Source organism: Nocardia salmonicida NBRC 13393 (assembly GCF_001613085.1).
GTDB lineage: Bacteria > Actinomycetota > Actinomycetes > Mycobacteriales > Mycobacteriaceae > Nocardia > Nocardia salmonicida.
In genome coordinates this window covers 1-24,091 of sequence record NZ_BDBR01000030.1, presented here as the reverse complement: position 1 = coordinate 24,091, position 24,091 = coordinate 1, and the positions used below count along the sequence as shown (strand labels likewise).

General features: G+C 66.7%; 22 protein-coding genes. 7 read left to right on the top strand and 15 right to left on the bottom strand.

Going from position 1 to position 24,091, the window contains the following annotated elements:
- Positions 1-15: 15 nt before the first annotated feature.
- A complete protein-coding gene (locus NS1_RS25235; RefSeq protein WP_062988352.1) occupies positions 16-984 on the top strand; it encodes a helix-turn-helix transcriptional regulator in 969 nt (322 codons plus the stop codon).
- Positions 985-999: 15 nt separating this feature from the next.
- Here the strand turns inward: NS1_RS25235 and NS1_RS25230 are convergent, their stop codons facing one another.
- Genes NS1_RS25230 through NS1_RS25215 form a run of 4 tightly spaced genes read right to left on the bottom strand, consistent with a single transcriptional unit; the run spans position 1,000 to position 4,827 of the window.
- Complete coding sequence (locus tag NS1_RS25230; RefSeq protein ID WP_062988349.1) at positions 1,000-2,484, bottom strand: flavin-containing monooxygenase; 1,485 nt, start codon at positions 2,482-2,484, stop codon at positions 1,000-1,002.
- On the bottom strand, positions 2,481-3,041 hold the full coding sequence (locus NS1_RS25225; RefSeq protein ID WP_062988347.1) for an NAD(P)/FAD-dependent oxidoreductase: 561 nt from the start codon (positions 3,039-3,041) through the stop codon (positions 2,481-2,483). Before NS1_RS25225 ends, NS1_RS25230 begins: the two co-directional genes overlap by 4 nt.
- On the bottom strand, positions 3,038-3,964 hold the full coding sequence (locus tag NS1_RS25220; protein ID WP_056822964.1) for a hypothetical protein: 927 nt from the start codon (positions 3,962-3,964) through the stop codon (positions 3,038-3,040). Before NS1_RS25220 ends, NS1_RS25225 begins: the two co-directional genes overlap by 4 nt.
- Positions 3,965-3,990: 26 nt before the next feature.
- Positions 3,991-4,827, bottom strand: coding sequence for an SDR family NAD(P)-dependent oxidoreductase (locus NS1_RS25215; protein ID WP_062988345.1), 837 nt, complete (start codon positions 4,825-4,827; stop codon positions 3,991-3,993).
- 101 nt (positions 4,828-4,928) lie between these two features.
- Here NS1_RS25215 and NS1_RS25210 point away from each other — a divergent pair, with 101 nt between their 5' ends.
- Positions 4,929-5,588: a TetR/AcrR family transcriptional regulator gene (locus NS1_RS25210; RefSeq protein ID WP_056822959.1), complete on the top strand. Its 660-nt coding sequence runs from the start codon at positions 4,929-4,931 to the stop codon at positions 5,586-5,588.
- Between the two features lie 35 nt (positions 5,589-5,623).
- Here the strand turns inward: NS1_RS25210 and NS1_RS25205 are convergent, their stop codons facing one another.
- Positions 5,624-6,646, bottom strand: coding sequence for a phosphotransferase family protein (locus tag NS1_RS25205; RefSeq protein WP_062988343.1), 1,023 nt, complete (start codon positions 6,644-6,646; stop codon positions 5,624-5,626).
- Positions 6,643-7,851: an acyl-CoA dehydrogenase family protein gene (locus tag NS1_RS25200; RefSeq protein WP_062988341.1), complete on the bottom strand. Its 1,209-nt coding sequence runs from the start codon at positions 7,849-7,851 to the stop codon at positions 6,643-6,645. The genes NS1_RS25205 and NS1_RS25200 overlap by 4 nt, the downstream gene beginning before the upstream one ends.
- Positions 7,852-7,979: 128 nt before the next feature.
- On the opposite strand from NS1_RS25200, the gene NS1_RS25195 reads away from it, so the two are divergent.
- Entirely contained in the window at positions 7,980-8,912 is a 933-nt protein-coding gene (locus NS1_RS25195; RefSeq protein ID WP_084504385.1) for a TetR-type transcription factor C-terminal domain-containing protein, read from the top strand.
- Here the strand turns inward: NS1_RS25195 and NS1_RS25190 are convergent.
- The 4 genes from NS1_RS25190 to NS1_RS25175 all read right to left on the bottom strand — a co-directional run bounded on the left by NS1_RS25190 (position 8,839) and on the right by NS1_RS25175 (position 12,728).
- Positions 8,839-9,318 carry a DUF6328 family protein gene (locus tag NS1_RS25190; RefSeq protein WP_062988339.1) on the bottom strand — a complete coding sequence of 160 codons (480 nt, stop codon included), beginning with the start codon at positions 9,316-9,318 and terminating at the stop codon, positions 8,839-8,841. The two genes, NS1_RS25195 and NS1_RS25190, sit on opposite strands and share 74 nt — an antisense overlap.
- A gap of 138 nt (positions 9,319-9,456) precedes the next feature.
- Positions 9,457-10,599, bottom strand: a complete 1,143-nt coding sequence (locus NS1_RS25185) for a N(5)-(carboxyethyl)ornithine synthase (protein WP_062988337.1) — start codon at positions 10,597-10,599, stop codon at positions 9,457-9,459.
- Between the two features lie 36 nt (positions 10,600-10,635).
- A complete protein-coding gene (locus NS1_RS25180) occupies positions 10,636-12,120 on the bottom strand; it encodes a sugar porter family MFS transporter (protein ID WP_062988538.1) in 1,485 nt (494 codons plus the stop codon).
- Between the two features lie 317 nt (positions 12,121-12,437).
- A complete protein-coding gene (locus NS1_RS25175) occupies positions 12,438-12,728 on the bottom strand; it encodes a hypothetical protein (protein WP_062988335.1) in 291 nt (96 codons plus the stop codon).
- A gap of 791 nt (positions 12,729-13,519) precedes the next feature.
- Between NS1_RS25175 and NS1_RS25170 the strand changes: the two genes are divergently transcribed.
- Positions 13,520-14,242: a GNAT family N-acetyltransferase gene (locus NS1_RS25170; RefSeq protein WP_056822950.1), complete on the top strand. Its 723-nt coding sequence runs from the start codon at positions 13,520-13,522 to the stop codon at positions 14,240-14,242.
- A 4-nt stretch (positions 14,243-14,246) separates the two neighbouring features.
- Here the strand turns inward: NS1_RS25170 and NS1_RS25165 are convergent, their stop codons facing one another.
- Positions 14,247-15,092, bottom strand: a complete 846-nt coding sequence (locus NS1_RS25165; protein WP_218019972.1) for an alpha/beta fold hydrolase — start codon at positions 15,090-15,092, stop codon at positions 14,247-14,249.
- A 69-nt stretch (positions 15,093-15,161) separates the two neighbouring features.
- Positions 15,162-16,418 (bottom strand): aspartate kinase, encoded by a 1,257-nt coding sequence (locus NS1_RS25160; protein WP_056822945.1) that lies wholly within the window; start codon positions 16,416-16,418, stop codon positions 15,162-15,164.
- 201 nt (positions 16,419-16,619) lie between these two features.
- Between NS1_RS25160 and NS1_RS25155 the strand changes: the two genes are divergently transcribed.
- Positions 16,620-17,741, top strand: coding sequence for an ACT domain-containing protein (locus tag NS1_RS25155; RefSeq protein WP_062988331.1), 1,122 nt, complete (start codon positions 16,620-16,622; stop codon positions 17,739-17,741).
- A 22-nt stretch (positions 17,742-17,763) separates the two neighbouring features.
- Here the strand turns inward: NS1_RS25155 and NS1_RS25150 are convergent, their stop codons facing one another.
- Entirely contained in the window at positions 17,764-18,516 is a 753-nt protein-coding gene (locus NS1_RS25150; protein WP_062988536.1) for an SDR family oxidoreductase, read from the bottom strand.
- Between the two features lie 279 nt (positions 18,517-18,795).
- On the opposite strand from NS1_RS25150, the gene NS1_RS40235 reads away from it, so the two are divergent.
- Positions 18,796-20,265 (top strand): recombinase family protein, encoded by a 1,470-nt coding sequence (locus tag NS1_RS40235; RefSeq protein ID WP_062988329.1) that lies wholly within the window; start codon positions 18,796-18,798, stop codon positions 20,263-20,265.
- 484 nt (positions 20,266-20,749) lie between these two features.
- Here NS1_RS40235 and NS1_RS25140 read toward each other — a convergent pair whose 3' ends face one another.
- Both NS1_RS25140 and NS1_RS25135 read right to left on the bottom strand, forming a co-directional pair.
- Positions 20,750-21,220, bottom strand: coding sequence for a hypothetical protein (locus NS1_RS25140; protein WP_062988327.1), 471 nt, complete (start codon positions 21,218-21,220; stop codon positions 20,750-20,752).
- A gap of 682 nt (positions 21,221-21,902) precedes the next feature.
- Positions 21,903-22,169, bottom strand: coding sequence for a hypothetical protein (locus NS1_RS25135; protein WP_062988325.1), 267 nt, complete (start codon positions 22,167-22,169; stop codon positions 21,903-21,905).
- Between the two features lie 432 nt (positions 22,170-22,601).
- On the opposite strand from NS1_RS25135, the gene mobF reads away from it, so the two are divergent.
- Positions 22,602-24,091, top strand: a 1,490-nt coding sequence (mobF, locus tag NS1_RS25130; protein ID WP_157125375.1) for a MobF family relaxase, incomplete at its 3' end; no start/stop codon positions are given.

The window sequence follows — 24,091 nt, the reverse complement described above, 5'->3', positions numbered from 1 at the left end:
CGGAAGAATGAATTCATGCTCGAATCCTCAGCGCGACTGCTCCGATTGCTCTCCCTGCTGCAGACCCCCCGCGATTGGACCGGTCGTGACCTCGCCGAACGCCTCAATGTCGATATCCGGACAGTGCGTCGCGACGTCGACAAGCTGCGCACGCTGGGCTACCCCGTACACGCCGTCGCGGGCTCGGCCGGGTACCGGCTGCGGGCCGGGGCCGCGCTGCCTCCCCTGCTGCTGGACGACGAGGAGGCGATCGCGATCGCGGTGGGACTGGGGACGGCCGTCGCAGGCACCGTCGCAGGCATCGAAGAGTCGTCGCTGCGGGCGCTCGCCAAACTCGAACAGGTGCTCCCGTCGCGGCTGCGCCATCGCATCGCCGCGTTGCAGGCCGCGACGGTGACCGTGCCCAGCGGCACCACACCGGTCGACCCCGAGACTCTCACCGCCATCGCCGGTGCGATTCGCGATCGACACCTACTCCGATTCGACTACCGCACCCATGACGGCGGCACCACCCGCCGCACCGCCGAACCACATCGGCTCGTCCACACCGGACGACGCTGGTATCTGGTCGGCTGGGACGTCGACCGCGCCGACTGGCGCACCTACCGTGTCGACCGATTACAACCCCGCATCCCGACCGGACCGCGCTACGACCCACGTCCAGCGCCCGACATCGATCTCGCCGGATTCGTCTCACGCAGCGTGAGCACTGCCCCCTATCGGTACCAGGCTCGCATCACCCTGCTGGTGTCGGCTGTCGAAGCCGCCGACCGGATCCCGGCGACAGTCGGTGTCATCGAAGCCATCGACGCCGGCTCCTGCCTGCTGCACACAGGGTCGAACTCGCTCGACGAGATCGCCGTCTACGTCGGCCTTTTCGGCTTCGGCTTCCGGGTCCACGAACCACCGGAACTCATCGATCATCTGCGCGCACTGGCGGCTCGCGTCACCGAAGCGGTGGCCTCGGGTACCGACACCGAGTAGCCCCGAAGCACACGGCTACGTGAAGACATAGTCGGTGAGTGGGAAATGCGTACTGCGCCAAGCAGCTTCGACGGTGGAGCTGGGGCGCAGGGGCACGTCACCGTGTTTGTCGAAGTAGTAGCTGTTGGCGGTGGCGCAGCTTTCGTCCCAGAACACCTGGCCGCCGCGGCGGGCGAGCATCTCACGGAAGAAGCGATCGTTGGCTTCCTCGCTGACCTCGATGCGGTCCGCGTCGTGCGTTTGGGCGTGGCGCAGGCAGCGCAGGATGTGGCGGGTCTGGTTCTCGATCAGGGTGAAGTAGGACGCGCCGTTGTAGCCGTAGGGGCCGATGATGGAGAAGAAGTTCGGGAAGCCGGGGACGCTGACGCCCTCGTAGGCTTGCAGCCGGTTCTTGTCCCACCAGGTCTCCAGATCGCGGCCGTCGACGCCGCGCAGGTCATAGGTCGGCATATTGCCCGATTCCATGACCTTGAAGCCGGTGGCGAGGATCAGCACGTCGGCGGGGTGTTCGGCGCCTTCGGCGGTGCGGACGCCGGTGGCGGTGATCTCGCTGATCGGGTCGGTTTCCAGCGTCACGTTCGAACGATTGAACGTCGACAGATAGTCGTTGGAGAAGCTGGGCCGTTTGCACCCGAGGGCGTATTTCGGGGTCAGCGCGGCCCGCACGGCGGGGTCCTTCACCTGGCGCCGCAGATGGGCAAGGCCCGCACGTTCGCCGATCGCGGCGGTGGGCAGCGAGTTGTGATAGTGGGCGGCCAGCGGGAAGGTGAACTCGACGTAGGTCTGGCTCACCAGTCGGGTCAGCGTTCGTCCGCCGGGGACCTTCAGCGCCAGCCGGGCGGCGAGGGGCAACGGCAGGTCGGGGCGGGGCAGGCACCAGATCGGCGTGCGCTGGAACACCGTCAGGTGCTCGACCTGCGAGGCGATCTCCGGGATCACCTGGACCGCGGAGGCGCCGGTGCCGATGATCGCCACACGCTTTCCCCGCAGGTCCTGGCGGTGATCCCAGCGTGAGGTGTGCATGACGGTCCCCGCGAAAGACTCGATGCCGGGGATATCAGGGAGTTTGGGTCTGGTGAGCACGCCGGTCGCGCTGATCACGAAACGCGCGGTCAAATCGCTGCCGTCGGCGGTGTGCAAGACCCACCGGTCGGCGTCCTCGTCGAAGTCCGCGCCGGTCACGGTGGTGCCGAAGCGAATGCGCGAGCGCAGCTCGTATTTGTCCACGCACGACTCCGCGTAGGCCTTGAGCTCGCGGCCGGGCGCGTAGACCCGCGACCAGTCGGTGCGCTGCTCGAAGGAGAACTGGTAGCTGAACGACGGAATATCCACGGCGACACCGGGATAGGTGTTCCAGTGCCAGGTGCCACCGACACCGTCGGCCTCGTCGATGATCACGAAGTCGTCGAACCCGGCCTTGCGCAACTCGATCGCCACGCCGATCCCGGAGAACCCGGCTCCCACGATGACGATCTCGTGCTCGATTCCGGTGGTGGTCATGCGATCTCCTTCATCAGTTCCGCCGACGGATGCAGGCGGCCGGGCCGTGCGACCGTGCGCACTACATGGCCCGCGTCGTCGGCGTAGACAATGGCGTCCACCCGGTGCTCTATGCCGTCGACGGTACGCACGCCCAGCGGCACCAGTCGTGCGATCGGCCAGGTCACCAGGGTGCAGTGCGGTTGCCGCAGGGCACGGTAGTAGCTGTTGTGCACCGCGACGCCCGCGGTGTCGTCCGGGGTCAGGCGGTGGCGCAGCCACGAATCGCGCACCTGGACCCGGAGATTGACGCGAGCGGCGAGCCGAAGCAGTCCTTGCGGTGCGCCGCGCAGCGTCGTCGCCGCGGGCAGCGGTAGGCGCGGGAGGACCCACACCGCCTCGGTCTGGAACACCGTCACCCGCGCGGCCTCGGCGGCGATGCCGGGCAGCAGTCGCGCGGCCGCCGCCCCGCTGCCGATGATCGCGACGCGCTGACCGGTGAATTCGTGCCGGGGCGCGAAGGCCGTGCGGTGAACCTGCGGACCGGTGAAGGTATCGGCGTAACGCGGCGTCGTCATTTCGCCACCGGTTCGTAGGTGAGCTCGTCCGACCAGGACGGCCGACGGCCGAGGACACGAATCGGGAAGCGGTCGATGCAGGCGTTGGACACATCGGCCAGCAGCTGGAACGGCTGGCGACGGTGAATGGTGGCTTTTCCGTGCATCTTCACCACGTGGTAGAGCGGGACCCGGCGGATGGCCGGGCTGCGCTCCCCCACGTTCTCGTAGCGGCGCACTGCCTGCCACAGCTTCTCCTCGTCGAGGCCGAGCGCGATGATGTTGGTCGACATCCGCGACAGCAGTGGCGCGTACAGCAACGCGCCGAGCACGAACGACGGGCGCACCGCGAAACCGGCCGTCTCGATGGCGATCCGGCGCAGCGGGCCCGCGCCGAGCTGTTCGAGAACCTGGAATCCGACTGCCAGGTGCCGGGACTCGTCGCTGTTGATGTGCCGGAACACCTCGTGGCACACCGGGTCCTCGACCTCGTCGAGCAGGAATTTCACCAGCGCGCCGTCGAGCGCGGTCTCCAGCGAGGGGATCACGGTGCCGAGCACGGGCAGGGTCAGCTGGTCGGCATAGCGGTCGAGCCAGCTGATGACCAGGCGAATGTTCTTGTTGGGCAACGGCATCGCGTCACCGTCGGGGAGCATTCCCCAGCGGCGCATCAGCGCGAGTTCGGCGTTGGCGTGCTTCTGTTCCTCGGCGTGGAAGTACCGGTAGATCTCGCGCAGCGGGCCGGGCGGCGCCTGGTGGGTCAGCGCGGCGAAGCCCCGGGCGCCGACGTGTTCGATCCACACCAGATCGGCCATGAAGGTGGCAAGCCGTGGGCGCTGTTCGTCGGTGATGGTGTCGGCACCCGGTGCGTCCCAATCGATATCGGCCAGCGCCCACTGCTTGGCGCGAATGGTGGCGAGCATCTCGGGATAGGCGAACGTCATTGTTCGATCTCCTTCGGTGGGGTGGATCAGCGCACGACCCGCTCCAGCAGGCCTGCCGAACGGGTGTAGGTGGTGGGCAGCCATCGTTTGGCCTGCCAGAGCATCTTGGCCTCGAGCTGCGGCACCACATAGAGGTCGCCGTGGTCGACCGCGTCGAGGGTGGTGCGGACGATGGCCGCCGGTGCGCGTCCGGTCCAGCGCAGGAGCAGTCCGCCCAGCCGTTCGGCGGTGTCGTCCATGGGTGAATCCGCCTGCATGATATTGGTTTTCACGCCGGTCGGGCACAGCACCGTGACGCCGACACCGGTGCCTGACAGCTCGGCCGACATAGTCTCCGACAGCGCGAGCACGCCGGCCTTGCTGACGTTGTAGGCGGCCATCCTCGGTGCCGCGCCGAACGCGGCCGCCGAGGCGACGTTCACCAGCGATCCGCGCCCGGCCGCGCGCAGGATCGGCGCGAAGACGTGACAACCGTGGATGACGCCCCAGAGATTGACGCCGAGCGTGCGCTGCCAATCGTCGAGGGCGAACTCGCCGACCACCGGCCCGCCCGCGCCGATGCCCGCGTTGTTGACCACCACGGTGGGCGGGCCGCCGAACCAGTCCTGCGCGGTGGCGGCCAATTGCGTCACCTCATCGATCACGGTGACATCGCAGCGGGTTCCGATCGCCTTGCCGCCCGCCGCTTCGACGAGTTCGGCGGTCTCGTTCGCGCGGTCTCGATCGATGTCGGAGCACAGGACGCGACCGCCACGGCGACCCAATTCGACGGCGAACGCGCGTCCGATCCCACTGCCCGCGCCGGTCACCACCGCATCGGCGTTCGTGGTCCGGCGGTGACCGCCGAAGGGGAACAATCGCATGGCAACTCCCGGTTCTACCGGCGAGACTCTAATTGGTGGCATCTGCCACCAATGGCCGCACCTGACACCAATTAGGCGCGCGGAGGTGTACTTTGTCAACCATGGATGTGCGCGCACCGGCACGGACGTGGGGCGGGCGGACCGCCGAGGAGCGCAGGGCGCAGCGACGGGTCGGCCTGGTCGAGGCCGCCCTCGATATCTGGCTCGACAACGGATGGGCCGCGGTCACCATGCGCGGGGTCTGTCAACGGGCCTCGCTCAACGACCGCTACTTCTACGAGCACTTCGCCGATCGCGACGAACTGCTCGCTGCGGTCTGGGACGAGGTGCGCACCGAGGTGTTCGCCGAGCTGGTGAACGTCGTGGTCGAACAGGCCGACCGGACACCACTCGAGATCACCCGCGCGACCATCGCCCGCGCCGTCGCGCTACAGACCGATCTACGCGGGCGGGCCAGGATCCTGCTGGCCGATCACGCGGGCAGTGCTGTGCTCGAACAGCGACGCAAAGCCATGCTCACCGATGCGACCGATGGGCTGATCGCTATCGCCTGGCCCTATCTACGCCCCGATATCGACGAAACCGCCATGCGCATGAGCACGCTGGCCGGTATCGGCGGTTTCATGGAACTGGTGTCGGCCTGGCGCACGGGCGTGCTCGACGTGGACGCCGAGCGCATCGTCGAACACAGCAGTGCGATCGCGATGCAGCTCGGCGCGACGTTCCTGCCGACGGAGATCATCGGCGACCAGGATTCCTGACGGCAGTGAGGGGTTGACCCACAGCGCTCCGCTGATTACTGCGCGGACCCCTTCAGCGCGCGCAAACCGGCGGCCATGAATTCCGGCGTGGCATCGGCGGCCCGGTCGGCGGCAGAACCGGTATCGGAGCCCTGGTGGGCGCGGTGGGTGATGCCCTCGCCGATGATGCCGAGTTTGAAGTTGGCCAGGGCGAGATAGAAGCCCCAGTTGTCCAGCTCGCGCCCGGACGCGGCGGCGTAGGTCTGGGCGAGATCGTCGGGAGACGGCAGGCGAGAGCTGGTCCACGCGGCGCGGGTGCCGAGGATCAGGTCGAAAATCGGAGCCCGGTACACGCACATCAGGGCAACGTCGGTGAGCGGGTCGCCCAGGGTGGAGAGCTCCCAATCGACCACGGCACGCACGATATTCGGGTCCGCGCTGTCGAGGATCGTGTTGTCGATCCGGAAATCCCCGTGCACGATCGAGGACGCCGACTCCCGCGGGATCGCGGCGGACAGCGCCGCGTGCAGGGTTGCCACGTCGGGGAGCTCTCGGGTTTTGACGCGCTCCCACTGGGATGCCCAGAGCTTGACCTGCCGGGTGACGAAACCGTTCGGCCGACCGAATGATTCGAGCCCGACCGCTGCCGGGTCGACCGCGTGCAGCTCGGCCAGGACGCGGACCAGTTCGCGCGCACTGGAATTCACCTGCTCGTCGGTGAGCGTCGCCAGCTCGTCCTGGTCGCGGAACACCGTCCCGTCCACGAACTCGACGACGGTCATCGGCGCACCGAGCGCGGATCCGGTCGCGTCGAAGGCGGTCGTCTTCGCCACGGGCACCGCGGATTTCTGCAGCGCGCTGGTGACGGTGTATTCGCGGGCCATGTCGTGCGCGGACGGGGTGAGTCCGGCGACCGGCGGGCGGCGCACCACCCAGCGCGAGACGTCATCGGCGGCGGCGAACGTCAGATTGGACCGGCCGCCACTGATCAGTTCGACGCGCAGCTCGCCGCGCACCTCGACGCCCTGCCCGCGCAGGAACTGCTCCAGCGCGGCGATGTCCATGCCCGGCAGTGTCATTCGGATTCTCGCTTCGCGCGCTTGGCCGCGCTCACCGCGCGTTTGGCGATGGCCCAGCGGTGCACCTCGGACGGGCCGTCGTAGATACGGAACGGACGCACTTCGCGCGAGAGCCGCGCGAGCGGAAGGTCGGCGGAGACACCGAGACCGCCACACATCTGCATACTGCGATCGACGATGCGGAAGATCGCCTCGGCGGCATAGGTTTTAGCGATGGAGGTCGCGTTCGCGGCGGGTTCACCACGGTCGAGTTCCCAGCAGGCGCGAGTCAGCAGCGCGCGCGTGGCGGCGATATCGATCTCGTTGTCGGCGATCATCTTCTGGACCATGCCGAGGTCGCCGAGCCGGGAGCCGAAGCCCTCACGCTGGGCCACGTGCGCGACCGCGACGTCATGGCCGCGGCGGGCGGCGCCGAGCCAGCGCATCACGTGGGTCATGCGGGCGGGGCCGAGACGCACCTGGGCGTATTCGAAGCCGCGGTCGACCTCGCCGAGTACCGCCGATTCCGGAACGAGCAGGTCGTCGAAGAAGACCTCGCAATGTCCACCGATCATCGACTTGTCGAGGGTGTCGAGGTGCCGGCCGACGCGGATGCCAGGACTGTCGGCGGGGGCGAGGAACATGGTGGCGCCGCCGCGCTGGCCCGGCTCGCCCGAGGTGCGGGCCATGATGATGAAGAATCCCGCGCCGTCGGCGCCGGTGATGAACCATTTGTGGCCGGTGATGCGCCAGCCGCCGTCGGCGCGGACCGCGCGGGTGCTCAGCGCGGACGGGTCAGAGCCCGCGCCGGGGGCCGGTTCGGTCATGGCGAAGGCCGAGCGTACGTCACCGCGAGCGAGCGGGGCGAGGAACTGCTGTTTCTGCTCCGGGTCGGCGATGTGGGCGAGCATGTGGACGTTGCCCTCGTCGGGGGCGGCGATATTGAGGGCCGTCGGGCCGAACAGCGAGTAGCCCGCCTCCTCGAACACCGGAGCACGACTCGACATGTCGAGACCGTGGCCGCCGTATTCGATCGGCGCGTGCGGGGCGAAGACACCCGCGTCGCGGGCGGCCTGCTGGAGTTCGATGCGCAGCTTCTCGCCGCCTGCCGCGGCGATGTCGCCGTCGTGCGCGTCTTCGACCGAGAGCACATGGTCGCGGATGAAGGCGCGGGTGCGCTCGGCCAGGCTCTGCACCTCGGACGGATGGGACAGGTCGATCGGCACGGGTCCGCTCCTCGGCTCGGTTGCCGAACGATCGCTCGGCAATAGACTGCAATGACAGTGACATGCGCTTATTACTGCTGTCAACAGGCGTGGTCGCTGGGCCCCAATGTTCAGGTATTCTGAACAACATGGAGTCGACGGCAACCGAACACGCAGTGGGCGCGCGGGTGCGCCAGGCGAGGACAGCGGCGGGGCTGTCACTGCGGGCGGTCGCCCAGCGGATCGGCGTCAGTCCGGCCACCCTGAGCGCCGTCGAGACCGGCAAGACCGGCGCATCGGTCGCACGTCTGCGATCCCTTGCTGTCGAGTTGGGCACGACGGTGGCCTGGCTGATCGGCGACCAGCCGCGCCGCGCGCACGATGCCCGCCCCGACGAACCCAGCCCGCACACCGGCGCCACAGCGGATTCCTGGCGCGAGTTCCCGCCGCTGGATATCGACCCGGTGCTCGCCGCCGCCATCGACTCCTTCGTCGAGACCGGCTACCACGGCGCCACGATGCGCTCGATCGCGGCGCGCGCCGGCATGAGCGTGCCCGGCGTCTACCACCACTACCGCGACAAACAGGACCTGCTGGTCCGCGCACTCGACCTCACCATGGACGAATTGCACCGGCGGGTGCGCGCGGCACGTCTCGACGGCGCGAACGGCCGCGAACGGGTGATCCGTGTCGTCGAGGCACTCGCGCTGTTCCACACCCACCACCGCGAACTCGCCTTCATCGGCGCCAGCGAGATGCGCAGCCTGAACCCGGCCGATCGCAATCGAATCACGGCCTCCCGCAACGAGATCCAGTACCTTCTCGATGCCGACATCGACACCGCGCTCGCCGAAGCGGACAGATCGACCGACCGTGCCCGCGACGCGGGGCGAGCCATCGCGACGATGTGCACCGCGCTCCCCCAATGGTTCCGACTCGACGGCCCGTCCTCCCCCGAACAGATCGCCACCGCCTACGCGGATTTCGCCCTCGGCCTGCTCGGCTTGACTAGCGCCGATAAAGCAACGGCTGGATCACCCAGAGACCGAGAAACAGCACAGCCGCGACAATTCCCGCGATGACGCCCGCGGCCGTGCCGATGACCATATCGAAGATCAGCACCGCCATGCCGCTCAACGCGACGCCGAGCAGCGCGATTCCGACGAGTGCCAGGCGGTGGGCGCCGATCACGAGCACATCGAGACGATGTCGGCGGAACAGCACCCGGTGCATAGCCACCGGGGCGACCAGCAGCGCGGTCGCCGCGACGGCGGCGGAAACCACCACGAGGTAGACAACACGCAACGGGGTGTTCAGGGTGTCGAACCTGGATTGGAACGGCAAGGTCAGCAGGAAGCCGGTCAGCACCTGGACGCCGGTCTGCAAGACGCGCAATTCCTGCAGGAGCGAGGACCAGTTCCGATCGAGGCGCTGGGTGGTGTTCTCACCGCGCACTCGCTCGTTCCACGCGGCGTCGTGTCCATCCATCGCCGCTCCTCGCCATTGCGAATAACTCTCGATTTCCTGCCATCTTACTGCGCATATGCCAGGAACCGGCCAACCGATTTCGACCAGACAGACCAGCGGCGCACGGGAAATACCCCGTGCGCCGCTGATGGTCGAAGGTCAGTTCACCGCGTACGGATAGGTGTCGGAGCGACCCTGGAACGACAGGATCCGCGGGTTCTGCACCCGACCGCCGCGAATCTCGATCGCCCGGCGAATCGTTTCGCTGCCATCCCACGCTTCGGGGCCGCCGAGCACGACGGGCAGGTACTCGAGCAGGGCTTCGGAGTTCTCCCACGTCGCCGAGTCCCAGAGGAACGAGGGGCTGTGGTCGACACCGTAGTAGTGCAGTCCGTCACCGACGGTGAACATCGGATCGGCGAACGAGGTGGGGCGCGAGAACTCGAAGCCCATTCCCTCGTCGCACGAGACGTCGACGAAAAGTGTTCCGCGCGTGAACAATTCGAGGTCGTCGTTCATGACGAACGTCAACGGGTCCTCGGTGTCCTGGAACATGCAGTTCACGATCACGTCGTAGTTGGCCAGCATCTCCGCCAGCGGCCCCGGCTCCGGTGCCTTCAGCGCGAGTGTCCGGCCCGGCAGTGCTGGATCACGCTTGAAATGCTGCATCCGCACCGAGGCGAACGGCGAGGCCACCGCCGACACACTGCGCTGGGTCAGCACCGTCACATCGCTGATCCCCAGCGCCGACAGCGCCCGCACCGCGCCACGCGCGGTGGCGCCGAAGCTGATCACCGCCGCGCGCATCCGGCGACCGTAATCGCCACTCACGCCGCGTAATTGGAGAGCGTGCATGACCGAGCAGTAACCGGCCAGTTCGTTGTTCTTGTGGAACACGTGGACGCTGAACGCACCCGACTTGGTCCAGTGGTTCATCGCCTCCCAGGCGATCAGGGTCAGGTCGCGGTCGACAGCCAATTGGGTCATGCTCGCGTCCTGCACACAGTGCGGCCAGCCCCACACGATCGTGCCGGGGCGCATCTGCGCGAGATCTTCGGCCAACGGCTTGGCCAGGAGCAGCACATCACATTCGGCGAAGAGCTCTTCTCGCGTGCGATGGCCCGCTACCAGTGGGGCGAGGACATCGTCGCGGTAACCGAATCGATTACCGTAACCGTGTTCCAGGTAGATCTGACCGCGCAGTTCGGGACTGATGCGGTCGAAGTGGGCCGGGTGGATGGCCAGCCGATGTTCGTTTTCCTTGCGAGAGGTCGCGACGACGCCGACCGTCAGGTTTTTCACAGTTGCTTCACCTGGTCAGCCTACCCGTAGGCTCTTTCAGCTCTCCGCTTCGTTGGTGATGTCGTCGAGCGACTGGCCCATGGTCTCGGGCACCCGGCGATAGCAGAACACCAGCGAGATCGCGGAGACGACCGCGAAGAGGAAGAACATCGTCGAGGCGCCCCACAGTTCGCCCAGCGGCGGGAAAATCAGGGAGACGGTGAAGTTTCCCATCCAGATGAGGAAGGTGCAGATACTCATCGCGGTGGCGCGGATCGGGGCGGGGAAGATCTCCGAGATCAGCAACCAGGTAGGGACACCGACGCCGAGCTGGAACGCGCAGACGTAGACGATCATCAATGTCACCAACACGTAGCCGGTGGCGGTGCTCTGCGTGAGTCCTTCCATCAGACCCATTCCGCCCAACGCGACGACCATGATTCCCAGCCCGATGAACATCGGCGGGCGCCTGCCGATCTTGTCGACCAGGCTCATGCCGAGCATCACGCCGATCACCGCGCCGACACCGATCCCGATCGAGGAAGTGATCGCCGCGTTGTCACCCATGCCCGCTTGGGCGAGAGTGGACGGCGCGTAGTAGATGACGGTATTGACGCCGACGAATTGCTGAATCAAGGCCAATCCGACGCCGGTGTAGAACAGCGCGCGCACCTTCGGTTTGCGCAACTGGTCGCTCAAACTGTCCCTGACCGCCTCGTCAGCGGCTTCGGACTGTTCGATCTCGGCGATCGTCGGCTCGACGTTCTCGGGGTAGTAGGACCGCTCGAGCACCTTCTTCGCATCAGCGGTGCGGCCCTGCTTCAAGTACCACCGCGGCGAATCCGGCATGAAATACATGCCGATCACGAGCGCCGCGGCGGGAATGGCCGCCATCGCGAGCATGAGCCGCCAGTTCCCGGTCGGGGCGAGCAGTGCGTTGACGATGTAGGCCAGCAACTGCCCGCTGGCGATCATCAGCGAGTTCATCGAAACCAGGCGCCCGCGATAGGTCGGCGGGGAGATCTCGGAGACGTACATGGGCACCACCAGCGAGGCGGTACCGACGGCGACGCCGAGGACCAGGCGGGTGATGATCATGACCGTGGCATCGGGTGCGAGCGCCTGGGCGAGCGCACCGACGAAGAACAGGGCGCCTGCGAACAGCAGCGTCATCCGTCTGCCCCACCGGTCGGCCATCCAGCCGCCGGTGATCGAGCCGATCGCGGCGCCGATGAGCAGCGAACTCGTGATGACGCCGACCTGGGTCTGACTGAGCGCGAAGTCGGGCGTGAGGTAGACCAGCACGCCGGAGATGACGCCGGTGTCGTAGCCGAACAGCGCGCCGCCGAGCGCGGCGATGACGACGACGGTGAGCACGAACTTCTTGATCTCGGCCCGCATCGCGACCCGTTCGGGCGAGTCGGGCGTGGAATCGACCGGCGGTACGGCGACCGGGGAAACGACCACCTTCTCGGACCGATTCATGATGGCGCCGAGCCGCTCCGGCTCCTTATCGGTGGATCCACGAGGGGAATCGGGCATGTCCACACCTCCGCCGGATGGAGTAGGTCGATTCCTGCACCTTAATCGAGCTCGGAAGCTCGGCAACAGCTCGAAATCCACGCACATTTCGTCGGCGACGAGAGGTAAGTGACGATCGGGGAATGTTATCCCACCCCCTGCGGTGGATAACATTCCCCGATCAACACGCTTTTATCGGAATCGCCGGCGACCGAAATGCTCGACATTTGCCAGATTCCACAATACGCACCGTGTAGCCATCCGACACCATCCATCGGTCGAACCGTAACCAGCGAGTGTCGCTTTTGCCCGGCTCTCGCGCACGGCCGACCGCTGGACTATCGCCGATGCAGCGACCAGACGCTGACCGCACCCCAGAGCGCCAGGCTCACAGCCGCGGTCATATAGAGGAGATAGGCCAACACGACCAGGACGGAACCGTAATTGCCCACCCAGTCACCGAGCCGCAGCAGGCCGGCCACGCCGAGACCGAGCAGGATCAGGCCGAGGATCAGCCCGGGCGTCGCCAGCGGGGCGATGGACGATTCGACGGCCGAGGTCGCGGCGAGGCGGCGACTTCGTTCGGTAACTGAAAGATTGCTGTTCGAGTCGAAGTAGAAGCTGCTCATTTCAACTAGGCCCCTTCCGGTCAGCCGTCCCGATACGGCCGACAGACGATCCGTATCGGATCTTTCGATGACCGTCGCGCCGCGGCGGACTGCGGGCCGTTCGTGACCGAGAATCGGCGTCGATCCGGTTGGTGATCACGAACGGTTAACGTTCAGCAATTACGAGCTTGCCAGCTGGGCAGGTCAGAGAATAGGAGGTGTGATCTGCATCACATCGAACAATTGTGCGACACAAGGGGATAACGCGCGTTACATATCTGAAGAACACGGGCTGGAACTGGCGAAACTCCCATTGAACTGGACATTCGCTCAAGAAGCCGACATGCGTGTCATTTATCGAACCGTTACGGCCCTGACGTGGGAAAACGAGCCCCGACTCGCACCGCGATACAGTTGGTACGTCCACGAGCCCTTCGACACGGCACCGTGACGAAGACCGATCGACGAGTGCGACACCCACCCCGAACCCGCACGCCCCGAACCGCTTCGGTCGCTATGTCGCGCAGAAACCGGGCCGTGACACGGAACATCTCCCCCCTGGGCCACGGCGCGCCCTCAGCACCGCGAAAGGGGGCATCGACCCGCGGTAGGACCGATCATCGCGACCCGAAACTTTCCGGCCGCGACATCCGCGTGGGTTCGAACTGGCGAACGCTTCGCGTCGGCTATCTTGCATCTAGTTTTTTCGATGCTGCTGGATCGTTCGTGTCGCTTCGCCGAAATCGCGTGCCGCGTGAGATCCACGCCTCGCGCTGTCGGCGACCCTCTCAGACGAAGGGACGCCGGTCACCATGCCCGCACCCGTTATCCTCCACGGCCGCATCGCACGGCTGGAACCTCTCGCACCCCACCACGTACCCGGACTGATCGCCGCGGCCGCCGCGCTCGACGGACCGGCCGGGTTCACTGTCGTCCCGCACGGCGAACAGGAGGCACGCACCTATGTCTTCCAGGCCGAGGCGGCGCAGCTGGCAGGCACGGCGCTGGCCTTCGCGATCGTCACCGTCGCCGACGAGTGTGTAGTCGGGGCGACCCGATTCACCCGGATCGACTACTGGCAGGGGCCGCTGACCTGGCCGCTGTCGGCCGAACCGGTCACCGCGTTGCCGGGCGGGGCGATCCCCGACGCGGTGGAGATCGGCAACACCTGGCTCACCCCGGCGGTGCGGGGCGGTCAGGTCAATCTCGACTCCAAGCTGATGCTGTTGGCCCACGCCTTCGACAGCTGGGGCGTGCGGCGGGTGACCCTGCGCGCCGACGCCCGGAACCTGCGCTCCCGGGCGGCGATCGAACGCCTGGGTGCGGTGAGTGACGGTGTGCGACGGGCACATTCGCGTGGGCTCGACGGCGAAGTGCGTGACACCGCGTTCTATTCGATCCTGCACGACGAGTGGCCGGGGGTGCGCGGGCGGATCATCGAGCAACTGGCCGCCCGCGCGGCCTTGCGGCGCGCGCCGTTGATCCCGGCGACCGTGGAAGCGTTGCGGCCGTTGGCTTCTTCGCCGATCGGTTGAGACCTCAGCCCCGCAGCGACTCGATCCGGTCGATGACCAGCGCGGCGAGTTCGTCCGGGTGCTCCTCCGGCAGCCAGTGCGAGCCGTCGAGCACGGCAAGGCGGTAGTCACCGGTGACGAATCCGCCGGTCAGCTCGGCGCCGCGGCGGGTCAGCCCCACGTCGCCGGTGCTCCACACATGCGTCACCGGCACGCTGACGCGCGCCGTCACGGCGCGCGGCGTGGTGATCGCCAGTGCCCGATACCAGTTCAACGCGGTGGTGAGCGCGCCCGAATCGATGATCTCGGTATGCACGCGGGCGATCGCGTCGGCGGACATGCCGGATCTGGCCAAGATCTGGTCGAAGACGGCAGGCCGGGCGCGGATGAAGCGCTCCGGGAGCACCGGCAGCTGGAACAGCGCCATGTAGTACGAGCGAAGCAGCTGATCGCTGCTGATCATCGAGCGGGTGAAGGCGCCAGGATGCGGCACCGACACGGTGACCAGCGTGCGGACGAGTTCGGGGCGGGCCGCGGCCACCGACCAGGCGACCATCGCGCCCCAGTCGTGTCCGACCAGATGCACCGGACCACGGTCGATGTCGTCGATCAACGCGACCACGTCGTCGACGAGTTCGTGCACACGGTAGGCCATGCGGCCCGCCGGGCGGGCGCCCGGCGAATAGCCGCGCTGGTTCGGGGCGATGGTGCGGTAGCCGCGGGTGTTGAGCAAGTCGGTGAGCGGCCGCAGGGAGGTGGCGGTTTGCGGAAAGCCGTGCAGCGCAACGATGACGGGGCCGTCGGGTGGGCCGGAGTCGACGACGTCGAACTCGAGTCCCGCCCTGGTGAAGGTGGTCAACTGGGTACTCAACGAACCCTCCGATTCGGTAATTTACTCATTGGTAAATTACTACCGGCTCGGGCGTGACGTCAACCAGGCTCATCTGCCCGTTCCACCGTGCACCACGGCGACTTCCGCACCGCCGAGGTCGAAGGCCCGGTGCAGGATGCGCACGGCGTCGTCGAGGTCGGTGTCGCGGACCAGCACGGAGATGCGGATCTCCGAGGTGGCGATCAGGTCGAGATTGATGTTCGCCTCGGCCAGCGCCTCGCAGAAGGAGGCGGTGACGCCCGGATTGTTGCGCATACCCGCGCCGATCAGCGAGACCTTGCCGACGCGGTCGTCGTAGCGGACATCTGCGAAGCCGATCTCGGCGCGGCGCTCGCGCAGCAGAGCGACCGCACGCGCGCCGTCGGCGGCGGGCAGGGTGAAGGTGATGTCGGTGCGACCGGTACCGGTGTTCTGAACGACCATGTCGATGCCGATCTCGGCGTCGGCGACCGCGCGGAACACCTTCGCCGCGTAGCCGGGTTCGTCGGGCAGGCCGACGACGGTGACCTTGGCCTCGTTACGGTCGTGCGCGACGCCGGTGAGCACGGCCTGGTCGGCGGGGATGTCGGCCATCGAACCGAAGACGGTGGTGCCGATCGTGTCGGTGTAGGACGAGCGCACGTGCACGGGCACCTGGTAGCGGCGCGCGTATTCGACGCAACGCAGCATGAGAACCTTCGAACCGCAGGCCGCCATTTCCAGCATCTCCTCGTAGGAGATCTGGTCGAGTTTCTGGGCGTCGGCCACGATGCGCGGGTCGGCGGTGAAGACCCCGTCGACATCGGTGTAGATCTCGCACACATCAGCATGCAGCGCCGCGGCCAGCGCGACAGCGGTGGTGTCGGAGCCGCCGCGCCCGAGGGTGGTCACATCGTGGTTGTCCTGGCTCACGCCCTGGAACCCGGCGACCAACACCACTTCACCGTCGTCGAGGGCGCGGCGCACCCGCCCCGGATCGACATCGATGATCTTGGCGCGACCGTGCGCGCCGGTGGTGATCACGCCGGCTTGGGAGCCGGTCAACGATCTGGCGTCCGCCCCCAGTGCATGAATAGCCATGGCTACCAGGGCATTCGAGATCCGCTCCCCGGCGGTGAGCAGCATGTCCAGCTCACGTGGTTCCGGCGCCGAGGCGATCTGCCCCGCCAATTCGAGGAGCTCGTCGGTGGTGTCGCCCATCGCCGAGCAGACCACCACGACATCGTGCCCCTGCTTCTTCGTCTCCACGATCCGCTCGGCAACCCGCCGGATCCGCTCCGCGGTGGCTACCGACGAACCGCCGAATTTCTGCACAACCAGGGCCATCTACGAAGTCCTCTCCCCTGCTCGCCCGCGTGCGATCCGCGGGTGACCCTTCGAGTATCCAGGCAATCCGGGCACGGTCGTACCAATTCGGAAACGAAAATGGCTGCGGCCGAATGGTTTCGGCCGCGATACTGGCGGGCAGGGGGTGGCGCGCGCTGTGTCGGCTCCCGGTTCGGCAGTCTCGGCGTTAGGCGAATTCCTATGACCCATCAGCACATCGCTGTTCTCGGTACCGGCCCACTCGCCACGGAGGCGGTGCGGATCATTCGCGACACCGTCGACGATCTGAGCGAGCGGGCCGGAACGCGACTGGTGCTCGGTGCGATGTCCGATGCCGAGCTCGTCATCGACGCGACCGAGACTGTCGCCTCGGCGCCTGCCGTGCTCGACGCGCTGCGGGCGGGACGGTCGGTGATCACCGCGAACACGGCGCTGGTCGCCGAGCACGGGCCCCGGTTGGCCTCGGCCGCTGAGGAATTCAGGGCCGATCTGTTCTTCGAGGCGGCGGTGACCGGCGGCGTCCCCGTGGTCCGGCCGCTGACTCAATCGCTGTCGGGTGATCGGGTGCGGCAGGTGCTCGCGGTCTTCCCCACCGACGGGACCAACGCGGTGGCGCAGGCGGCGATCCTGGCGACGCTCGCCTTCCACACCCGCGTGGACGTCACCGACGTTCATTTCGAGGAGTTCGGCACGGCCGACCCGCACGACCTCGCCGCCGCGGCAGCGCTGTCCCTGCGGCTGCGGGCACTCACCGTCTGCACCAGGATCAGTGAGCGACCCGGCCCCGAAGCCGGTGGCAAGGAAAGCATTTCGGTACGCGTGCACCCCGCGCTGCTCCCGGAGGCCCACCCGCTCGCCCAGGTGGACGCACCGTTCAGCGCGGTGACCGTCGAAGCCGACAGCGCCGGACGGCTGATGTTCACCGGCCGCGACTCCCCGACCGCCACCGCGTCAGCTCTGCTCGGCGACCTGGTCACCGCCGCGCGCAATCGCGTCAACGGCGGCCGAGCACCCCGCGCCTCCTACTACGCCGAACTCCCCGTGAGCCCCCTCGGCGACACCCCGACCCGCTACTACCTGAACCTGCGCGTCACCGACCATGCCGGCGCCCTGGCCCAGGTCGCCTCGATCTTCGCCGACCACGGGGTGAGCATCGAGCGGGTCCTTCAGGAGCACCACAACGACGCCGCCCACCTGATCGTGCTCACCCACCGCGCCAGGGAATCCGCCCTCACCGACACGGTCGACGCGCTCACCGACGCATCCTGCGTGCGCGCGGTGCTGACGCGGTGGCGGGTGGAGGGGGCTCCCGATCAGCCGTGAACCTCCACCAGCGGAGTCCAGGTCATCCCTGCTCGGTGGGGACGACGACGAGTTCGGCCACATTCACCCGTCGTGGCGCCGAGACGGCGAAAGCGACAGCGTCGGCGATGTCCTCGGGGAGAAGGACTTCCAAGTCGTTCCGCCATGCATCGAGCTCAGCGCGCCGGTTGTCGTCGCGCATTCCGGCACCGAGTTCGGTGCTCACGAATCCGGGTTCGACGTTCTTGACCCGAACTCCGCGTGGGCCGAACTCGGTTCGCAACGTGCGGGTCAGATGGGCCACCGCCGCCTTGGTCGCGCAGTAGACGCCGTAGTTCGGAAACGCGACGTGGCCGCCGATGGAACCGACCAGCACCAGGTCAGCGCGCCGACCGGCGTCCGCGGCGGCGAGTAGGTCATCGATGAAAGCTCTTCCGGTGTAGAGCAATCCGTTGATATTCGTCCCCACCATCTGGTCCCACTCGTCGATCTCGGCGTGCTCGAACGGCGCGCCGAGCATGACGCCCGCGTTCGCGACGACCAGATCGACGGGACCGAACGCGGCCCGCACCTCAGCCGCGGCGTCGAGGACCGACTGCCGCGCGCTCACGTCGACGGTCACCGCGAGCGTGTTCGCGCCGATACTGTGGGCGAGCTCCTCCAGCCGCTCCTTGCGCCGCCCGAGCAGCGCGACCTTCACGCCGTCGGCCGCCAGCCGCCGTGCGGTCGCGGCGCCGATGCCACTGGATGCTCCGGTCACGACGGCGACCCGGCCTTCGATGTTGTTATTTGTCATGGCCACCACGTTCGTCTCGGTCCCCGGGGCGTGCCAGGTCGGAAACTTCCTGGTAGTGGGAGGGCCACCCAGCAACCGCGGGGTCGGCATACCCTCGAAGCATGGATTCCGGCAATCGTCTCGGTGCGTTCCTGCGGGCCCGACGCCAGCAGGTCAGCCCCGAAGAGTTCGGGATGGCCGGTGGCGGTCAGCGCCGAGTCGCCGGACTGCGGCGCGAGGAGGTGGCCATGCTGGCCGGGGCTAGCATGGATTTAGTGGCCCCTTTGCCAAGGGAGCAGCATGATGCCAAACAACCAAGTCACTGCCGGTAGCACAACTCTCGACATCTACGCGCGCGTATCTCGACTCGGCGACGAGCGCCAACGGTCGACCACCGGGCAGGTCGAAGACTGCACGGCGCGCGTTGCCGACCACGGTGGCCAGGTCGGGCAAGTCCACATCGATTCCGGCCGGTCGGCGTGGAACCCGCGCGTACGCCGTCGTGAGTGGGAACGGTTGATGGAACGCCTCGAGTCCGGGACGACCGGCGGCGTGGTCGTCTTCGATATGGCGCGGTTCTCCCGCCGACCGATCGAGGGCGAACGGTTGATCCTGGCCGCCGAACGCGGACTTACGGTGTTGGACAGTGAAGGCGAATACGATTTGTCGACTGCGAACGGGCGTAAGTCTTTTCGTGACCAGCTCACCGCTGCCGCCTACGAATCAGACCGCCTGTCGACTCGCGTGAAGCGCGGCAAGCGGTTGAAAGCTGCGCGCGGAGAGTCCAACCATACTCATCGTCCGTTCGGGTTCCTCATCGACGGGATCACACCGCACGAAACCGAAGCCCCCGTGTTGCGGGAAGTGGCTGCGCGTCTGTTGGCCGGGGAGAAATGCCGCCCGATCGCGATCGATCTGAACAACCGTGGAATCACTACCTCTGCCGGTGCGACATGGTCCGGGGAAAATCTCAAACGGGTTGTGTCGAACCCGCGCAACGCCGGTCACGTGGTCTATGACGGCGAAATCGTGGCGAGGATGGCGGGAACACCGCTGATCAGCGAAGCCGAGTGGGACCAACTGACCGGGCTGTTCAACTCCCAGGGGCGAGGACGGCCCACCAGCGAGGTCTATGTGTGCTCGGGTGCGGTCGCTTGTGGCGGGTGTGGTCGGGGGTTGACAGGTCGCCCGCAAAAAGACCGCAATCCATATGCCGATGGGTCGGCGCGGCGGCGGTACTGGTGCCAGAAACGCCTCACCGGTGGCGGATGCAGCAAGGTTTCGGTGGACATGCGCCAACTCGATACCGCCATCGGCGCGCTGGTGGTATCGATCCTGTCCGATCCAGCCCACAGCGAAGCCGTGGCCGCTGCTGCGACAGCAGCCCAGGATGCGCGCCGACCGGTGGCCGAGAACCTAGCCGAGTGTGAGGAACTGGCCGAGGAACTGTCCGGCCGGTTGGGGCGCGGGGAAATCACCTTGGCGCGCTACGACAAGGCAACCGCGCCGTTGGACCGGCGTATCGCCGGGCTACGTCAGCAGTTGGCAGAACTGGACGTCGCACCCCAGTTCGACGAACCTTCCCGCAGCCGTGCACACGCGGAGTCGGTACAGGAATGGACCCAGCGGTGGGAAGACGCGAACACCACCGAAAAGCGGGTGATGATCAAACGCGCGTTACGAGGCCGCCGAGTTCGCGTCATGCCCGCCACCAAGCGCGGCCCGAAGTTCGACCGAGACCGTATCGTGGTAGATCCAATCACCGCCTGAGGAATCAGGACCCGCGCCGATCGGCAAGCCGTCACGGCCGTCGCCGCTGTCGTCAGCGACGGCGGTGCGCCGATTCTCCGACAGCCGACTGGCCGCGATGCGCGCTCTCGGCAGAAGCGTGCGTCGGGCCGAGCCTCAAAGGCCGTGCGCCGCGCGCTTTGCGGCATTTGCGTGGGGACTGCTGCACAACCCGGACCCACTCAACAGGCTAACCCCGAAACCCCTAGCGGGGTCTTGACCTAAAGGGGTGCCATTACCGGATATGCGGCTGGCTGTTGCCGAGTTGCACCCTACAGATCAAGAGCGGTAGCCGGCCCGACGGGCCGCCGCCGCGCTACGAACGCACCACGGCAATGGGGTTCCGCTGCGCTCCGCCCAACCGGAGCGTCGGCGCGACGGCAACGGCCCGTACGGCCGAACCCCGCACTCATCCACTTCGCTCACCCTCGGCCACCCGGACAGTCAAGTGCAGAGGCTTTCTCCACTACTCGGGAGAGATAAGCAGGCCGTCTCGCGTCGCCCGCACGGTCACACCCGGCACCGGCTGCCCGCGATCAACAAACGATGCGGCCCACCCATCCGGGCCATCCAGCCAGTGCAACAACCAGGTCCCCGGATGCCTCGTATCCACGACAACACCCGGCGCGCGCTGCGCGTCATGAAACGTGTAGCCCGGAAACGCTGCCCACACCGCCTGCAACACCTCCCCCGCCTGGTCCGCGGTCACCCGCCGATCCAACCCTGCGAGGAATGCGGCCTGCCCAACATTCGTGTGCTGCGCCGACCTCCGCAGCTCCTTCCACACCGCAATCACATGATCCGGATCCAGGTCTGGCCATGCCGCACCAATCGCCGCCGCAAACGTGTGCTCCGCCGTCCGCAGCGCCTGCTCCGCCGCCTCATACGCGCGCGATGCCAGCAAGGCGTGTTCGCTCCAACGGTGTTGCTCATCCATGGCGGCAAACCTAGACGATTGGGGTGACACAGCACTGTCGCGAGCCTCGGGCATCCCCCAGTTCCGCATCAACCAAAACCCGGCCTGGCCGCGGCTCCAGTCCCTCGACTCCGAACGCTGTGCCCGCCAAGACCTCCGGGCAGCTGACGCACCAGTAGCGAGATCAGCACCGGTCACGGTTCCTCTCTGGTCGGCCAGGTCTGACGAAATCGAGGGCTATCACAACTCCGGCAGGAACTCAGGGCGCTGCCCGTCACAAGCGATGGACATTCATCCACCCTGGAACCCGCCGGACCCGTGATCGAGACACCCTCCGCCAGACCAGACCGACCGGAGAGGAACCGATCATGACTACCACCGCAGCCCGCATCTACCAGTACGAGTTCCGCCCCAACCCCGCGATCGCCTGCCTGACCTACACAAGTCCCGCAAACTGAGCCGAACATCGGCGGACACAGCCAGACCGAACGCTGAGGTCGCCGGACGGCCACGACCGATCGAACACCACGAAAATCGACCCGAGTCTGCTTCCGGAGCAGACGCTCGCTCATCGGCATGAGCGGATGTTCAGTCGACACGCCCTAGTCCGCGAGACACGCCCGTAAGTGGCGTCAGATTTCGCCGAGACCAGCGAACTCACCGTCGCCGCCCGATGACAAATTCAACCGATAGACGGCGTGCCCTAGCCATTTCGACTGTCGTCATCGTCAGCGGTATCGGCACGGCGTCGGTCGATGCGGGCCACGATCGCAGCAACGGCCGCGATCCCTTCGGCATCCAATGGCGGCCACTCCCGAGTGATCGGCTGCCAGTAGGCAATCCAGTCTTCGAACGCAGTGCGCGGCGGTGGCTGGTCGGGCGCGCTTGCCTGCTGTGGCTGCGCGTCATGGCGTAACTGTGCGTCACCGAACTCAGCGGTGCGCGGTCGATCTTTTCTGTTGTGGGACATTTCGATTTCCTTTATCGATTGCCCCGATCAGCGGCTCTTCCCATTCCAAGTGTGCCAGTTGATCAACAGTGCCCCGGCCCGCGTGTCGTGTCCGGCGCGCGAGACAGACCCGCTGCGCGGCGCGCGGTCCCACCGGCGCGCCGGATTCATCACCTCAGCCCCTACCGGCCCCATCCCACCGGTACCCAACACATCCCAGTCACACCCATACCCCCGCAAAACATCTCACCCCACTCCATCAATGCCTCACCCCCACAACTAAACTCACCCCTATTCCCAGATACCCCCTACCCCTATTTCTCCCTCCTTCACATCCAGACATCTTTCATCTGAGGGTAACGGGTTGGTAACGACCAGGGGAAATGTGTTCCCCTCCAAAGATTCACAGGGTAGGCCGCCGGAAATCGGGCGTTTTGGGTGTCTCATGGAGGCATGGTCGCGACCATGCACAAGGTCGCCGCAGGCAACGGCTACGAGTACTACCTGCGCAACACCGCCGCCAACGACACCACAGCGCGCGGGCGCGCCTCGCTGTCGGAGTACTACAACGAGCACGGCGAAGCCCCCGGAACCTGGCACGGCAGCGGACTTTCCGACCTCGAGATCAGCCCCGGCGCGGAAGTCACCGAAGAACAGATGAAGTTCTTGTTCGGTGCGGGGATGCACCCGAACGCCGACCAGGTCCGCGAACGCGTCTACGCCCACCACCTCAACGCGGGTGTGCGGCCCGCTCACGCAGCCCGATTGGCCGACAAAGCAACCAAACTCGGCAACAAGTTCGCCGTCTATTCGACTACATCGGGGTTCCCCGCCGCCACCGCGCAGGCATACCGCGACTACAACACCAGCCAGGACGAGTGCGTCACCGCCCACATTCCCGACCAGATCCGCGCGCAGATCCGCACCGAAGTCGCGACCGAAATGTTCACCGCCGAGTACGAGCGTGCCCCGTTGGACGCGCGCGAACTGTCCGGGTGGGTCGCGAAGAACTCGCGCCCGGACCGCACAGCGGTCGCCGGTTTCGACTTCACGTTCAGCCCCGTCAAGTCAGTGTCGGGACTGTGGGCGATCGCGGCACCGGAGTTGGCGCGCACGATCGAGACCGCGCACCGTGCCGCGATCACCGACGCACTGTCGTGGTTGGAGCACAACGCGCTATTCACCCGGTTGGGTCGCAACGGAATTCGGCACGTCGACGTGCAAGGCGCGATCGCCGCGACGTTCGATCACCGCGAATCCCGCGCGGGTGACCCGGACCTGCACACCCATGTTCTGGTCGCTAACCGGGTGCTAACCGAGGATGGGAAGTGGCGCACCGTCAACGGCACCGTGATTCACGAGGCGGTGGTCACGGTGTCAGAAATCTATGACACCCGCCTCGAACACCACCTAGAAACCGCTCTCGAAGTGCAGTTCGAAACCCGCACCGATCGCACCCCCGACCAGGTCCGAGTCCGGGAAATCGTCGGCTTCCCACTGCCGTTGATCCACCATTGGTCCCGGCGTACCGCTGTGATCACTGACCGGCTCGACACCCTGACCGCCGCGTTTCACACGACCTTCGGGCGCGAACCGACCCCCAGCGAAGTCCACGACCTCGGCCAACGCGCGACCCTGGAAACCCGCCCACGCAAACACGCCCCCGCCTCCCGCGCCGAACAACACGCCAACTGGCGCGCCGAGGCCGCCGCACTGCTCGGTGGGATCGACGTGGTGGACAACATCGAAGCCCGCGTCGTAGGTGTTGCGCGCGTGCAGCGTCCGGCACCGGATCACGCGTTCATCACCCACCTCGCCGACCAAGTGTTAGCGGCAGTGTCGGACAAGCGCGCGACCTGGCGCGAGTTCAACCTCCGGGCCGAAGTGGAACGCCAAATCCGCGGGAACATCGCCCCCACCGAATGGGCCGACGCCACCGAAAC